Origin of the sequence: Pseudomonas sp. RW407, from assembly GCF_003176655.1 — a bacterium.
GTDB lineage: Bacteria > Pseudomonadota > Gammaproteobacteria > Pseudomonadales > Pseudomonadaceae > Pseudomonas > Pseudomonas delhiensis.
In genome coordinates this window covers 951071-964720 of the sequence record NZ_QGSL01000107.1, presented here as the reverse complement: position 1 = coordinate 964720, position 13650 = coordinate 951071, and the positions used below count along the sequence as shown (strand labels likewise).

The 13650-nt window shown below is 69.3% G+C and carries 15 protein-coding genes; 6 read left to right on the top strand and 9 right to left on the bottom strand.

Annotated elements, in window-relative coordinates; translation table 11 throughout:
- Positions 1-298 precede the first annotated feature (298 nt).
- The 5 genes from pdxH to dinG all read right to left on the bottom strand — a co-directional run bounded on the left by pdxH (position 299) and on the right by dinG (position 7857).
- Positions 299-946, bottom strand: a complete 648-nt coding sequence (gene pdxH, locus DK254_RS28455) for a pyridoxamine 5'-phosphate oxidase (RefSeq protein ID WP_089394379.1) — start codon at positions 944-946, stop codon at positions 299-301.
- Between the two features lie 83 nt (positions 947-1029).
- Complete coding sequence (locus DK254_RS28450; protein WP_089394378.1) at positions 1030-1818, bottom strand: OmpA family protein; 789 nt, start codon at positions 1816-1818, stop codon at positions 1030-1032.
- A gap of 265 nt (positions 1819-2083) precedes the next feature.
- Positions 2084-3229: a serine hydrolase domain-containing protein gene (locus DK254_RS28445; protein WP_109936504.1), complete on the bottom strand. Its 1146-nt coding sequence runs from the start codon at positions 3227-3229 to the stop codon at positions 2084-2086.
- A gap of 107 nt (positions 3230-3336) precedes the next feature.
- Positions 3337-5625: a beta-galactosidase gene (locus DK254_RS28440; RefSeq protein WP_109936503.1), complete on the bottom strand. Its 2289-nt coding sequence runs from the start codon at positions 5623-5625 to the stop codon at positions 3337-3339.
- An 87-nt stretch (positions 5626-5712) separates the two neighbouring features.
- Entirely contained in the window at positions 5713-7857 is a 2145-nt protein-coding gene (gene dinG, locus DK254_RS28435) for an ATP-dependent DNA helicase DinG (RefSeq protein ID WP_109936502.1), read from the bottom strand.
- A gap of 108 nt (positions 7858-7965) precedes the next feature.
- Here dinG and DK254_RS28430 point away from each other — a divergent pair, with 108 nt between their 5' ends.
- Entirely contained in the window at positions 7966-8430 is a 465-nt protein-coding gene (locus tag DK254_RS28430) for a CopD family protein (RefSeq protein ID WP_089394374.1), read from the top strand.
- Between the two features lie 34 nt (positions 8431-8464).
- Here the strand turns inward: DK254_RS28430 and DK254_RS28425 are convergent, their stop codons facing one another.
- The 3 genes from DK254_RS28425 to DK254_RS28415 all read right to left on the bottom strand — a co-directional run bounded on the left by DK254_RS28425 (position 8465) and on the right by DK254_RS28415 (position 10247).
- Positions 8465-9229: a hypothetical protein gene (locus DK254_RS28425; RefSeq protein WP_109936501.1), complete on the bottom strand. Its 765-nt coding sequence runs from the start codon at positions 9227-9229 to the stop codon at positions 8465-8467.
- Positions 9222-9497, bottom strand: a complete 276-nt coding sequence (locus DK254_RS28420) for a DUF1145 domain-containing protein (RefSeq protein ID WP_109936500.1) — start codon at positions 9495-9497, stop codon at positions 9222-9224. Before DK254_RS28420 ends, DK254_RS28425 begins: the two co-directional genes overlap by 8 nt.
- 123 nt (positions 9498-9620) lie before the next feature.
- Complete coding sequence (locus DK254_RS28415) at positions 9621-10247, bottom strand: OmpA family protein (protein WP_089394371.1); 627 nt, start codon at positions 10245-10247, stop codon at positions 9621-9623.
- A gap of 140 nt (positions 10248-10387) precedes the next feature.
- Here DK254_RS28415 and DK254_RS28410 point away from each other — a divergent pair, with 140 nt between their 5' ends.
- From DK254_RS28410 to DK254_RS28400, 3 genes are all read left to right on the top strand, one after another.
- A complete protein-coding gene (locus DK254_RS28410) occupies positions 10388-10876 on the top strand; it encodes a DUF6231 family protein (RefSeq protein ID WP_109936499.1) in 489 nt (162 codons plus the stop codon).
- Positions 10877-10878: 2 nt separating this feature from the next.
- Positions 10879-11352: a YchJ family protein gene (locus DK254_RS28405; RefSeq protein ID WP_109936498.1), complete on the top strand. Its 474-nt coding sequence runs from the start codon at positions 10879-10881 to the stop codon at positions 11350-11352.
- A 121-nt stretch (positions 11353-11473) separates the two neighbouring features.
- A complete protein-coding gene (locus DK254_RS28400) occupies positions 11474-12100 on the top strand; it encodes a trimeric intracellular cation channel family protein (protein WP_109936497.1) in 627 nt (208 codons plus the stop codon).
- 6 nt (positions 12101-12106) lie between these two features.
- Here the strand turns inward: DK254_RS28400 and DK254_RS28395 are convergent, their stop codons facing one another.
- Positions 12107-12646 carry a hypothetical protein gene (locus DK254_RS28395; RefSeq protein WP_109936496.1) on the bottom strand — a complete coding sequence of 180 codons (540 nt, stop codon included), beginning with the start codon at positions 12644-12646 and terminating at the stop codon, positions 12107-12109.
- Between the two features lie 125 nt (positions 12647-12771).
- On the opposite strand from DK254_RS28395, the gene DK254_RS28390 reads away from it, so the two are divergent.
- Both DK254_RS28390 and DK254_RS28385 read left to right on the top strand, forming a co-directional pair.
- The gene (locus DK254_RS28390) at positions 12772-13257 is read left to right on the top strand and encodes an LEA type 2 family protein (RefSeq protein ID WP_109936495.1); all 486 of its coding nucleotides are present in this window, start codon (positions 12772-12774) and stop codon (positions 13255-13257) included.
- 7 nt (positions 13258-13264) lie between these two features.
- Positions 13265-13456: an SEC-C metal-binding domain-containing protein gene (locus DK254_RS28385; protein WP_009620699.1), complete on the top strand. Its 192-nt coding sequence runs from the start codon at positions 13265-13267 to the stop codon at positions 13454-13456.
- The last annotated feature ends 194 nt before the right edge of the window (positions 13457-13650 follow it).

Sequence of the window (13650 nt, the reverse complement as noted above, 5' to 3'; positions counted from 1 at the left end):
CCCGCGTTCGCGATAGTTCGTAGGGCGCATAACGCCTACGGCGTTATCCGCCAAATCGCGGACAGAGTCCGCTCCTACGGTTCCAGGAAGCACGGTCGTAGGAAGCGGGCCCTGCGCGCGAATCGCGGGCAGGGCCCGCTCCTACATAGGAGGGCGCGGAGCTTTGTACGAGCCGGCGTAGGATGGTGTTGAGCGAAGCGATACCCATCACCGTGACCGCATGGGTTTCGCAAGTGTTCTGCCGGGAGACATGGGTAACACAAGCTCACCCCATCCTACGAAAAGTGCCGTGCGGGGATCAGGGCGCCAGGCGCTCGCGTTGCCAGGCGCCATCCACCAGGCGGTAGTTCAGGCGGTCGTGCAGGCGGCTCGGGCGGCCCTGCCAGAACTCGAGGCGCTGCGGCAGCAGGCGGTAGCCGCCCCAGTGGTCCGGGCAGTGCGGGGCGACGTCCATGAAGCGCTTCTCGGTCTCCGCCAGCATCCGCTCCAGTTCCTCGCGGCCGCTGATCACCCGGCTCTGCGGCGAGGCCCAGGCGCCCAGGCGGCTGCCCAGCGGACGCACCCGGTAGTAGGCGTCGGACTCTTCCACCGAGACCTTCTCCACGCGACCCTCGATACGCACCTGGCGCTCCAGCGCCGGCCAGAAGAAGGTCATGGCCGCGCGCGGGTTGGCCGCGAGCTGCTCGCCCTTGGCGCTGTCGTAGTTGCTGAAGAAGGTGAAGCCGCGGTCGTCCAGCCCCTTGAGCAGGAGCACGCGGCAATGCGGCTGGCCGTCGGCGTCCACCGTGGCCAGGGTCATGGCGTTGGGTTCGACCGGCAGCTGCTCGGTCTTCACCGCGTCCTCGAACCATTGCTGGAACAGGACAAAGGGCTCTGCGGGCGCCTGGGTCTCGCAGAGTCCGTCCCGGGTGTATTCGCGGCGCATGTCGGCCAGGGTCTGGGCCATCGTCGTCTCCTCAGGAAAGCCAGTGCCATAGCTTAACCAGTGGAAAGCGGGATTGCTTGACCGGCGACAAGCGCCGCGTGGCTTCAGTTGCTTTGGGCCAGGGCCAGCAGGCCGCCGCGGGGGGTCAGCATGACTTCGACGCGGCGGTTCTTGGCGCGGCCGGCCTTGGTCTTCTCGTCGGCGATGGGCTGTGCGTCGCCGACGCCCTTGTAGCGCAGGCGGTCGTTGCCCAGGCCGCTGAGGCGGAAGATCGCGGCGATGGCCACGGCGCGCTGCTGGCTGACCTTGTCGTTGGTCGCCTTGTCGCCGCTGCTGTCGCTGTGGCCGAGGATGAACACGCCGGCCTGCTGGTCCTTCTCGACCACCTTGGCGACATTGGCCAGCGGCGCCAGGGTGATCGGCAGCAGCAGTTCCGGGCGCTTGGGATTGAAGGAGCCGTCCACCGGCGCGGTCAGCACCAGGGCGTTGTCGCGGCGTTCGACGCTGAACTTGCTGCCGGCCACGGCGGCGCGCACCGAGGCTTCGTACTGGTCCAGCCAGGCCTTGGTGTCCTGGGCGCTGGGCGCGGCCACCGGGTTTTCCGCCTTGGCCTGGGCCGAGGCGGAATCGCCGAAGGGCCACCACCAGTGGCCGCCGGCCGACTTGTCGGTGGCCGCATCCACCTGGGCCACCACCGGACGGGGCGCCTCGGCGGGAGCCTTGGCCTCGGCCCGGGCGCTGGCCGCGGAATCGCCGAACGGCCACCACCAGTGGCTGCCGCCCTCGGCCTTGGCCTGGCTGGGCGCCGGCGCGGCGGCGTCCTGGGACTGGAAGTGGCTGCAGGCGCCCAGGGCGACGCAGAGGGACAGGGTGGAAAGCTTGAGCAGTCTCATGGGCGGACTTCCATTGGACGGTCTTGGGGCAACAGGGGCGGACACAAGTTAATGTCGCGAATCAGGATTCGAACATAACTTACTAAGGGAAATAGGTATTTTGCTCTTCAACTGACGAGCGGTGAAACCCCGACCCTATCAGCGGGGGAAAACCGCGGCCAACGCCAACGGTATTTCCCCATGAAGTCGCCATTCGAGCGGAGCCGCGGCGGAAGGTTCCGCCGCTTCGTCGGCCAGGCGCCGCGGGGCGCCTGGCCGGCGGCTTTCACAGGCAGTCGCCGGCGATGCGCGCCAGTTTCTGCGCGCGCGGGTCCATCAGCACGTAGGGGCCGAGGGTGTTGGTGACGAAGCCGAAAGCCAGGCCGCGCTCGGGGTCGGCGAAGCCCACCGAGCCACCGGCGCCGGGGTGGCCGAAGGCCTGCGGGCCGAGGCCGTAGGTGGCGTTGGCCAGCTCCGGCTGGTCTAGCATGCAGCCCAGGCCGAAGCGGGTACTGGTGAGCAGGGTGCGGTCCTCGCCGCGGGCGTGCTCGCAGGTCAGTTCGGCGAGCAGCGCGGCATCCAGCAGCTTGCCCTGCAGCAGGCCGTCGTAGAAGCCGGCCAGGGCGCGGGCATTGCCGTGGCCGTTGGCCGCCGGCTGCTGCATGCGCCGCCACTCGGGCTTGTTGGTGCTGGTGAGGATCGACGGCGGGTTGGTGAAGGCGCGGGTGCTCAGGGCGGTCGGCTCGCTCATCAGGGTGCGCAGCAGGCGCTGCGCCGCGGCGTCGCCGAGGTTGCCCTTGGCCCGGGCGATGTGCGCCACGCGGGGGAACTCGGCATCGTCCAGGCCGATGTGGAAGTCCAGCCCCAGGGGCCTGGCGGTGCGCTCGACGATGGCGGTGCCGGGCTCGCGGCCATCCACCCGGCGGATCACCTCGCCGATCAGCCAGCCGTAGGTGATGGGCGCGTAGCCATGCTCGCTGCCCGGGGTCCACCAGGGTGTGTCGGCGGCCAGCGCGGCGGTCATCGCCTGCCAGTCGTACAGCGCCTCGGCGGGCAGCATCTCGTGCAGCGCCGGCAGCCCGGCGCGGTGGCAGAGCAACTGGCGCACGGTGATGGCCTGCTTGCCGGCGGCGGCGAACTCCGGCCAGTAGCGCGCCACCGGGGCGTCCAGCTCCAGGCGGCCCTCGCCCACCAGTTGCAGGGCGGCCACGGCGGCGAAGGTCTTGGTGCAGGAGAACAGGTTGAGAAGGGTGTCGGCCTGCCAGGCCTGGCCCTCGTCCTTGCCGGCGTTGCCGGCCCAGAGGTCCACCAGGGTCTCGCCGCCGACCTGGATGCACAGCGCGGCGCCCCGCTCCTGCGGGTCCTCGAAGAGCGCGGCGAAGGCGTCGGCTACGGGGGTGAAGCGGCTGTCGCAATGGCCTTGCAGGGACATGGGGCACTCCAGGCTGGGGACGAAAGGCGCATTCTTCCAGCACCCCGCCGGCTTGTGAACCCGACCAGGGTAGGGCCGCGGCCATCATGGCCGCGGCGAATGCCGTTCTATTGCACCGCCGGCGCCTGCTGCGCGGCGCTGGCGGTGGCGTCCGGATCGACCCGCGGGGTGGGCGCCTCGGGCGCTGCCTTGGCGGCGGCGCGGGCCTCTTCCAGCATGGCCTTCATCACTTGCTGGTTGCCCTTGCGCACCGCGTCGATGAAGCCGGTGAACGGCAGGTCGGTGATGCCGACCAGGCCGATATGGCCGTTCTCGCCGTCGAGCAGGCGGCCGCTGGCGGGCTGGTCGAGGTACTGGAACCAGTGCGCGCCGACGATCTGCGGGTCCTTCACCGCGGCGGCGAGGAACTGCTGGTAGCGCTCGCCGCGCTGCTGCTCGTTGTACACCTCGGAGACGCCGCCCCAGAACGGGCCGCGGTCGCGCGAGCCGAAGTGGAACTCGCTGATCAGCACCGGCTTGTCGAGGCTGCGCACGTAGGCGGCGTCGTAGCCCTGCTGTGGCGTCGGCGCATAGAGGTTGAAGCTCAGCAGGTCGCAGTACTGCGCGCAGGAAGCCAGGGCCTCCGGGGTGTTCACCGAGAAGCGCCCGCCCAGCAGCAGGTGGTTGGGGTCGTGCCAGCTCAGGGAGTCGCGCAGGGTCCTGAAGTACTGGTCGGCGTACAGGCGCAGGAAGGCGCTGTAGTCCTGCTCGATGGCCGGGTGTTCCGCCTGCACCGCGGGGGCCTGGTAGCCCGGCGCGTCCAGGTCTTCCCAGGCGCCCAGCTCGACGCCCCAGGCTTCGGCCAGGGCCTCGTGCTCGTGGTACTTGTCCTTGAGCTGCTTGATGAAGGCGCGCTTGGCCGGGCTGTCGGTGGACAGCGCCAGCGCGCCGAAGGCCAGGGCGTAGTGGTTGCGCGGGTCGCTGCCCTGCCCGGCCCAGGCCAGCTCGTTGTCGGCGTAGTAGCCGAGCAGCCAGGGGTCTTCGCGGTGGTCGCGGGTGGCGATGGCGATGGCGCGCTCGGCGGCCATGGCGAACTTCGGGTCGAAGGGGTCGGGCATGGCGCCCCACCAGTCGTAGCCGGTGCTGACGGTGGCGTAGTCGCCGCCGATGGCCAGCGGCAGGCTGTAGGGGATGCGCGAGGCGCCGGCGAAGGCCGGCTGGCTCCAGTTGCCCAGGCCGTTGAAGCCCCAGGCGTCGAGGCGCGCCAGGGTGCGCTCCAGCCAGGCGTCGGCGGCCTGCTGGCCGCTCAGCCCGGCGGTGGCGCGGTAGCGGTTGGCAGCGTAGAAGTCGTACCAGCGGCCGTGGCCGAAGGCCCTGCCCTGCTGGGCGCCAACGCCGTCGCGGTCGTCGCTCTGGCCGTAGAAGTCGGCCAGCGGTTCACCCTCGGCGGGCAGCTCGTTGAACATGTACTCGCGGCCCTCGACGTAGGTCTGGCTGCTTTCGCTGTTCACCGTGTTCACGCCCAGGGACCAGTACGGGTGCCCGTCCGGCGTCACCAGCCACCAGCGGCCGTTGCGCTTCTCCGTGCGGAAGAAGCCGGTGGCCTGGAAGTCCGGGCCCTCCAGCAAGCCGCCGAAGGTGTCGCTGGGCTGCGCCTGGGCCTGCCATTTCTTCAGTTGCTCGCCTTCGGCCTTCCAGGCGTTGGCCAACTGCTCGACGCTCTTCACCTTCTCCGGCCAGTCGCTGCGGGTGGACTGGCCGTAGGCGTCGATGATGCCGGTGTAGGCCCGGCGCAGCTCGTCGCCGCCGGAACGGGTGCCGAAGCGGCCGACGAGGATGTCCTGGGCCGCCTTCGGGCCGCTCAGGTAGATGCGCACCGCGCCGACCTTGTTGCGCTGCAGCTCGCCGGTGACCACCGGGGCGACGATGACGCGCTGGCCGTCCAGGGTCATCGGCATCGGCACCCCGGCGCGCATGCCGAACAGTTGCGGCGCGGTGGCCTGCAGCGGCACCAGCAGGGTCTGCGCCGGGCCTGCGGGCAGTGCGACGCTGGCATGCAGGCCGGGCGTGCCGTCGAGGTTGTCGATGTCGATCTCCAGGGTCAGCGCCCAGCCCATGGCGCTCTGGATGCGCAGGCTCATGGCGTCGGCCCGGGACCAGTCCCAGCTGCCGCTGGCGGGCTTGAGGGTGAGCGTGGGGCGGGCCGCCGGGTGGAACTTCACCCGCCGCAGGACCTCGCCCTCGGGCGTGGCCTCGGCGGTGGCGCTGGGCAGGTCGGCGTCCTGCAAACCGACGTTGACCACGGCCATCGGCTTGACGAAGTTGAACAGGGTGTCGTCGCTGGGCGCGGCCCACAGCGGGGCGCTGGCGAGGCTCAGGCTGAACAGCAGGGGCAGATGCCAACGGAGTGAACGCATGCAACCTTGTCCTTGGGGCGGCGCCGGGCGCCGCCGGGGTTTGCGAGCGGGGACGGCGCGCCGCCCCCCTGTACCGGGTGCCGCGCCCTACGCGATCTCGCGGCGGAACGGCGGCAGGGCGTTGAGGATGGCCTTGCCGTAGCGCTGCGTCACCACCCGACGGTCCAGCAGGGTGATGGTGCCGCGGTCCTGCTCGGTGCGCAGCAGGCGCCCGCAGGCCTGCACCAGGCGCAGCGAGGCGTCGGGCACGGCGATCTCCATGAAGGGGTTGCCGCCGCGCGCCTCGATCCACTCCGACAGCGCCGCCTCCACCGGGTCGTCCGGCACCGCGAAGGGGATCTTGGCGATCACCACGTGCTCGCAGTAGGCCCCCGGCAGGTCGACGCCCTCGGCGAAGCTGGCCAGGCCGAAGAGCACGCTGGGCTCGCCGTCGTCCACGCGGGCCTTGTGCTTGTTGAGGGTCTCCTGCTTGGACAGGTTGCCCTGGATGAGCACGCGCTTGCGCCAGTCGCGCTCCAGGCCGTCGAAGACTTCCTGCATCTGCTTGCGCGAGGCGAACAGCACCAGGGTGCCGCGCGCGCCCTCGACCATGGCCGGCAGCTCGCGGACGATGGCCGCGGTGTGGGCGGCGGCGTCGCGCGGGTCGGCCTTCAGGTCCGGCACCCGCAGCACGCCGGCCTCGGCATGGTGGAAGGGGCTGGGCACCACGGCGGTGACCGCCGCGCGCGGCAGGCCGGCGCGCATGCGGTAGCGGTCGAAGGTGCCCAGGGCGGTCAGGGTGGCGGAGGTCACCAGCACGCCGTAGGCGACGTTCCACAGGTTGCGGCGCAGGGTCTCGGCGGCGAGGATCGGGCTGGCGTTGGCCTCGATGTCGTAGAAGGTGCCACTCTCGGCCAGGGTCAGCCAGCGCGCCATGGGCGGGCTGTCTTCAGGGTCCTCGCAGGTGAAGGCGGTCCACAGTTCCCAGTTGCCCTGGGCGCGGGACAGCAGGCTGCCGAACAGCGGGTACCACTCCTCGGCCTGGTAGCTGGCGACGCCGGCGGTACCCTCGCCGTCCATGGCCTGCTTGAGCAGTTCGGTGAGGCGGGTGAAGAGGTCGGTGAGCTTGGCGAAGCCCTTCTTCAGCTCGATGCCCATCTCGCGGATGTGCTCGGGGACCACCCCGCCCTCGAAGCGGTGGCGCGGCCGTTCGCGGCCCTCCATGTCCTCGCCGGCGCGGAAGTCGCCGATCTCCTCGCAGGCGGTGAACATGAACTGCTGGTGGGTGCGCAGCTCGCGGGCCAGCTCCGGCACCTGCTCGATCAGCCGGCCGAGGTCGCCGGGCAGCGGGTTCTGCGCCAGCAGCTTGGTGAGGTTCTTCTCCACCTGCCCCAGCCAGTCGGCGGTGGCGCGCAGGCGGGTGAAGTGGGCGAAGTGGCCGATGGCCTTGTCCGGCAGGTGGTGGCCTTCGTCGAAGACGTAGAGGGTTTCCCGCGGGTCCGGCAGGATGGCGCCGCCGCCCAGGGCCAGGTCGGCCAGCACCAGGTCGTGGTTGGTGACGATGACGTCGACCTTGGTCATGCCCTCGCGCGCCTTGTAGAAGGCGCACTGCTGGAAGTTCGGGCAGTGGCGGTTGGTGCACTGGCTGTGGTCGGTGGTCAGCTGTGCCCAGTGGGCGTCCTCGATGGCTTCCGGCCAGGAGTCGCGGTCGCCGTCCCAGCGGTTGCCGGCCAGGCGCTCGATCATCTGGTTGAACAGCTTGGTGCCGCTCTCGTCGACGTCGATGCGAAAGCCCTCTTCCTCGAACAGCTGGGCGGTGGCGTTCTGCGCCTGGCCCTCCTGCAGCAGGTGGTCGAGCTTGGACAGACACAAGTAGCGGCCGCGGCCCTTGGCCAGGGCGAAGCTGAAGGCCAGGCCGCTGTTGCGCAGCAGGTCGGGCAGGTCCTTGTGGACGATCTGCTCCTGCAGCGCCACGGTGGCGGTGGCGACCACCAGGCGCTTGCCGGCGGCCTTGGCGCAGGCGATGGCGGCCAGGCTGTAGGCCACGGTCTTGCCGGTGCCGGTGCCGGCTTCCACGGCGACCACCGCGGCCTCGCCGGTGCGGTGGCCTTCCTCGTCGGCCTGGATGGTGCCCAGGACCTTGGCCACTTCGGCGATCATCAGGCGCTGGCCATAGCGCGGCTTGAGTTCCTTGGCTTCCAGGAAGCGCGTGTAGGCGCCCTGGATGGTGGCCTTGAGTTCGTTGCTGAGCATGGAGTTCCCGGGCATCGGAACACATTCCGATGCTGGATAAATTTTCAGTGGTTCGATTGGGCCGCTATCATAGCGCGCTTATTTCCAACCGCCAGCGGAGATCGCCGAATGACCGCCTTTGCCCCCGTCTACGCCCTGCACGTCCTGGCCGCCCTGGTCTGGGTCGGGGGCATGTTCTTCGCCTGGGTGATCCTGCGCCCGGCGGCCGTCGCCGCGCTGGATGCGCCGGCGCGGCTGAAGCTGTGGAGCGAGGTGTTCCGGCGCTTCTTCGTGTGGGTCTGGGTAGCGGTGCTGGTGCTGCCGGTAACCGGTATCGGCATGTTGCAGCTGAGCTTCAACGGCGTGGCCGGCGCGCCGCGCTACGTGCAGGTGATGATGGGGCTGTACGTGGCCATGCTGGCGCTGTTCCTGCGGGTGCAGGCGCTGCAGTTGCCGGAGCTGCGCCGCGCCATCGAGGCGGCCGACTGGCCCGCCGGCGGCGCGGTGCTGGGGCGCATCCGCCGCACCGTGGGCAGCAACCTGCTGCTGGGCCTGGCGCTGGTGGCGATAGTCGCCGCGCGCCCGCACTGGTAGGTACTGGCGCGGGCCGGGCCCGCGCCGGCCGGGTTCAGAAGCGCACCACGTCCAGGCGGCCCTGGGCACCACCGGGGCCGGCCTTGCCGGCGCCGCCGTCGTGGCCGGCCTTGCCGCCGTCCACCGAGTACAGCAGGCAACCCTTCTCGCCGCTGCGCGCGCCGGCCTTGCCCGGCTTGCCCGGGGCACCGCCGGCGCCGCCTTCCAGGCGCACCTTCACCTGTTCCACGGGGAATTGCTGGGGCACCTCCAGGCGCACCACGCCGCCGGCGCCGCCGGTCTGGCCATCACCGGCATCCTGGCCGTCGCCGCCCTGCTGCGCGCCACCCCACAGGCAGCCGCCGCTGCGCGCGCTGGCGCCGTCGAGGCCGTCGTAGCCCGGCGCACCGACGCCGCCCCGTACGTCGACCATCAGGTTCTCCACCTGCACGTCCTGCAGGCGCAGGGTCAGGGTGCGCCCCGGGCTGGCCGGGCGGTGGAAGCTGCCGGAAGCGCCCTGGGCGGCGATCACGCTGCCGTCGGCCAGGGTGCCGTGGACGACCTCGATACGCAGCGGCTGCTCGCCGGGGAACACACCCAGGCGGGCATTCTTCTGCAGGTCGAGTTCGTCGATGTGCAGCACCTTCACCCGCGACGGGATCAGCAGCGCGCCGCCCTCCGCCACGCGGACGCGCTCCAGGCTCAGGGACTCGCCCTTCACCGGCAGGCGCAGCACGGTATTGGCCTCCACCTGCACGGAAGCCGCGCTGGCGGCCTCGATCGGCGCCAGCAGCATCAGGCCCAGCAGCAGCTTACGCATGGCTGCCCTCCTTGGCCTGGGCCGGCAGCGAGAGGAAATGGAAGACGCCGAACAGCAGGACCTGGATGCGGTCCAGCCAGGGGTGCGCCCGCCCCTTCAGGCGCGCGCCGAGCGCCAGCAGTTCGACAATGTGGATCAGCAGGACGAGGCCCCCGGCGACCTGCAGCAGGGTCGCGAACGGATGGGCGAAGGAATGCAGCAGATTGGCCAGCACCGCCAGCCAGAACAACAGGGCAACGACCTTGCCCAGCCCTACGAAAGCCTTCATGAAGATGCTCCCCCGATTTCTTGTGCCGGCACCATACCCCGGAGGCGGGTGACGATGCCATAGCCTGCCGCGCAAACACGAAGGGGGCCCAACGGCCCCCTTCGCTTCAACGCACGCCGGATGTCACTGGCGCTTGATCAGGATCTCCACGCGACGGTTTTCCGCGCGGCCTTCCTTGGTCTTGTTGTCGGCGACCGGTTTGCTTTCGCCGTAGCCTTCCACCGACTTGATGCTGCTGGCGGATACACCGGCATCGACCAGGTAGTCGGCCACCGCGTGGGCGCGGCGTTCGGACAGTTTCTGGTTGTAGGCGTCGGTGCCGACGCTGTCGGTGTGGCCGGAGATGTCCAGCGTGGTGGTGGAAGCCTCGCCTTTCAGGCGGGTGGCGATGGTGTCGAGCTTGTCCTTGTCACGGTTGTCGATCTTCGACGAGTCGAAGGCGAAGTGCAGGTCCCTGACCACGATGGTCTCTTCCTTCGGCAACGGAGCCGGTTCGGGAGCCGGTGCGGGCGGCGGCGCTTCGACCACCTTCTCGCCTTCGCCATGAACCCAGCAGTAGGACGCGCCGAGCACGCCGCCGATCAGCGCGCCCCAACCCGCCCAGGCACTGCTCTCGATGGAGCCCAGGCCAGCGCCCCCTACACCGCCGACCAAAGCGCAGGTCGGCCAGTCGGACTTCTGCAACCCTGCGCAACCGGTGAGCAGCGTGCTTACCAGCAGCAGGGGTAAAGCGGTCCTTTTGATGCTCATATATCAGTCTCTCCTGTGAGATGGGTCTGAACCGACAATTACCGAGTAAAGACGGCGATGCACGAATACGCCAGCACTAGGCCATGAAGGGGTTCACAGGCTAGTCTCTGCGCATTCCGAACGAGAGTTTGCGCACACCGATGATTTCCGATCGCACGCCCCAGCAGGCGCTGGCCGCCCTGCTCGACCGCTACGCCCCGCAACGCCTGCTGCTGGTAGGCGCCCAAGGCATCCCCGCCGTGGAAGCCTTCCGCCAGGCCCACCCCGACTGCCAGGTGCACGGCGCCGCCGCGGGCGCCCTGCCGACGGAACTGGCGGCGCAGCGCTACGACTTGGCGCTGCTGGCCGACTGCCTGGAACACCTGGAGCGCCGCGCGGCGCTGCAACTGGTCGGCGGCATCCGCAACCTCAACAGCAGCCGCGTCGCCGTGCTGGTCGACCTGGCCGAGGCCGGCGTCGCCGAGATCGACTTCTATGCCCTGGGCATGCAGGCCAGCGAACGCTTCCAGCGCGACGATCAGACACTCACGCTGTTCACCTATGATCTGCGTGAATACAAGCAGGTCCCGGATTGGCTGAACGCCAAGTTCTGGGCCAACCCGGAAAACTTCGGCAAGTACTGGTGGTGACCATGACCGAGCCCAGCTGCCCCTGCGGAAGCGGCCTGCCCCTGGCGGACTGCTGCGGCCGCCTGCACGCCGGCCAGCCGGCGGCCACCGCCGAGGCGCTGATGCGCTCGCGCTACAGCGCCTACGCCCTGGGCCTGGTGGACTACCTGCGCGACACCACGCTGCCGGCCCAGCAGGCCGGCCTGGACCTGGACGCCATCCGTGCCTGGAGCCTGGGCAGCACCTGGCTGGGCCTGGAGGTGGAAGGCCACGAGGTGCTCGGCGGCACGCCGGAGCATGCGCGGGTGACCTTCACCGCGCGCTGGCACGACGCCAACGGCGAGCACAGCCACCGCGAGTGCTCTGGCTTCGTCCAGCGCGACGGCCGCTGGTACTTCCTCGACCCGACGGTGCCGCTCAAGCTCGGGCGCAACGATCCCTGCCCGTGCGGTGCCGGCGGCAAGCTGAAGAAATGCTGCGGGCCGTGGATCGGCTGAAGGGAGCGTAGGGCGTACGATCGCGAACGGTTGTACGCCCTACCAACGAGCGACACGGCGTGCACCCATTGGGTGCATGTTCCCCTTCGGCTAGAATGCGCGCTTTTTCGCGGGCCCCGCCATGCTGCTGACCGTTCTCTACATCATCGCCATCACCGCCGAGGCCATGACCGGCGCGCTTTCCGCCGGGCGCCGCAGCATGGACCTGTTCGGCGTGGTGCTGGTGGCCTGCGTCACTGCGCTGGGCGGTGGCTCGATGCGCGACATGCTGCTGGGGCACTACCCGCTGACCTGGGTGCGCCACCCGGAGTACCTGGTACTCACCGCCGGTGCTGCACTGGTCACGGTGTTCATCGCGCCGCTGATGCGCCACCTGCGCTCGCTGTTCCTGGTGCTCGACGCCATTGGCCTGGTGGCCTTCACCCTGATCGGCTGCCAGGTCGGCCTGGAAGTGGGCCACAGCCTGCTGATCGCTGCGGTCAGCGGGGTGATCACCGGAGTGTTCGGCGGCATCCTGCGCGACATCTTCTGCAACGACGTGCCGCTGATCTTCCGCCGCGAGCTGTACGCCAGCGTGTCCTTCGCCAGCGCCTGGTGCTACCTGATCTGCATCCAGCTGGAGCTGCCCAACGAGCAGGCCATGCTGATCACCCTGTTCGCCGGCTTCCTGTTCCGCCTGCTGGCGATCCGTTTCCACTGGGAAATGCCCAAGTTCGTCTACAAGGACGATCCCCAGCAGAACGGCTGAGCGCGCTCAGTCGGCCAGCTTCAGGTGGCTGGTGTCGGGCGCGGGCGCGGCGGGGTCCGGCTTGGCCTGGCCCATGTCGCTGCCCACCGGGGCCAGGCTGAACTGGCTGAGGTCGACCTGCGGCGCTCGCGGCTCGGCCCTGTCGTCCTGCAGGTCCGCGCCCACGGGGGCCAGGCCGAAGTCCGGTGCGTCCACCTCGGCAAAAGCCGCCATGTATTCGTCGCGCGGGGCCACCTTCAGGCGCCCCGGGGTGGCCGCGGCCGGTGCTGCTGCGGGCTCGGCCGGCGGCGGAGCCAGCTCGATCTCCTCCACCGCGGGGGCCATGTCCACCACCTCGACCTGCGCGCCGGCCCGTTCCAGAGCGCCGCGGTACTTGTCGGCAGCGGCCGCGTCGAGGTTATTCTTCAGCACCAGGCGGCGGCCGGAAAACAGCAGGGCGATGCGTTGCGCATCGGCCTGGAACAGCTTGGCCAGGTTGGCCTTCACCGCTTCCGGATCGGCGCCTGGAAGCGTCTGACCGGAAAAGACGATTTCGTAACGGCTCATCCATCACACTCCTGTGTTTGCCCGTCTGCCGAGGGCCGGCCCAGTATGGGACAACTTCTTTTAACGTAACAACAACTTGCGGCCAAGCAGCCGCTTGGTACACTGGGGCGTCTTGGGGGACTGACATGAATTATCAGGCGCAAACGATAAGAATTATCAGCCTAGTCTGGGTTTTCGCGCTTCTCTCCGGCTGCAGCTGGATGACCGGCAGCTTCGAAAGCCCCGACGTGAAGCTGATGAAAGTGGACGTGGTGAAGGCCCGCCTGCTCGAGCAACAATTCACACTGCACTTCCGTATCGACAATCCGAACGACTTCAGCCTGCCGGTGCGCGGCCTGGCCTACAAGGTCAAGCTCAACGACGTCGACCTGGCCGAAGGCGAGTCCAGCCTGTGGTTCACCGTGCCCGCCAACGGCCGGCAGAACTTCGAGGTGCCGGTGAACACCAACCTCTGGCGGCACATGAAGTACATCGTCAAGCTGCTGGAAACCCCCGACAAGCCGATCAAGTACCGCCTCGAAGGCGAGGTGAAGACCGGCCTGCTGTTCGGCCGCACCGTGCATATCGCGCGCAATGGCGAGATAATCCCCGGCGATTTCATCCCGGAGTGAGGCACCCATGAGCCAGGAACCCCATGTGCATGGTCCCGACTGCAACCACGACCATGATCATGACCATCACCACCACGTGCACGGCCCGCACTGCAACCACAGCCACGAGCCGGTGCGCAACCCGCTGAAGGACGTTGGCCGCAACGACCCCTGCCCCTGCGGCAGCGGCGCCAAGTTCAAGAAGTGCCACGGCGCCTGAGGCGCTGGCCCCGCCTGGCGCGGGTGGGCTAGGCGAGAACGCCGTTTCTTCCGTGAGGGGGGGAACGGCGTTTTCGTACCCGGCTGGAACAAAAGCCCCTGTAGGAGCGAGCTTGCTCGCGAACCTTGCCCTCTCGCTCCTCCCTTGACCTTGTCTTTCCCGCGAACGCGGGCCCCAAAAAAGATGTCGGGTTC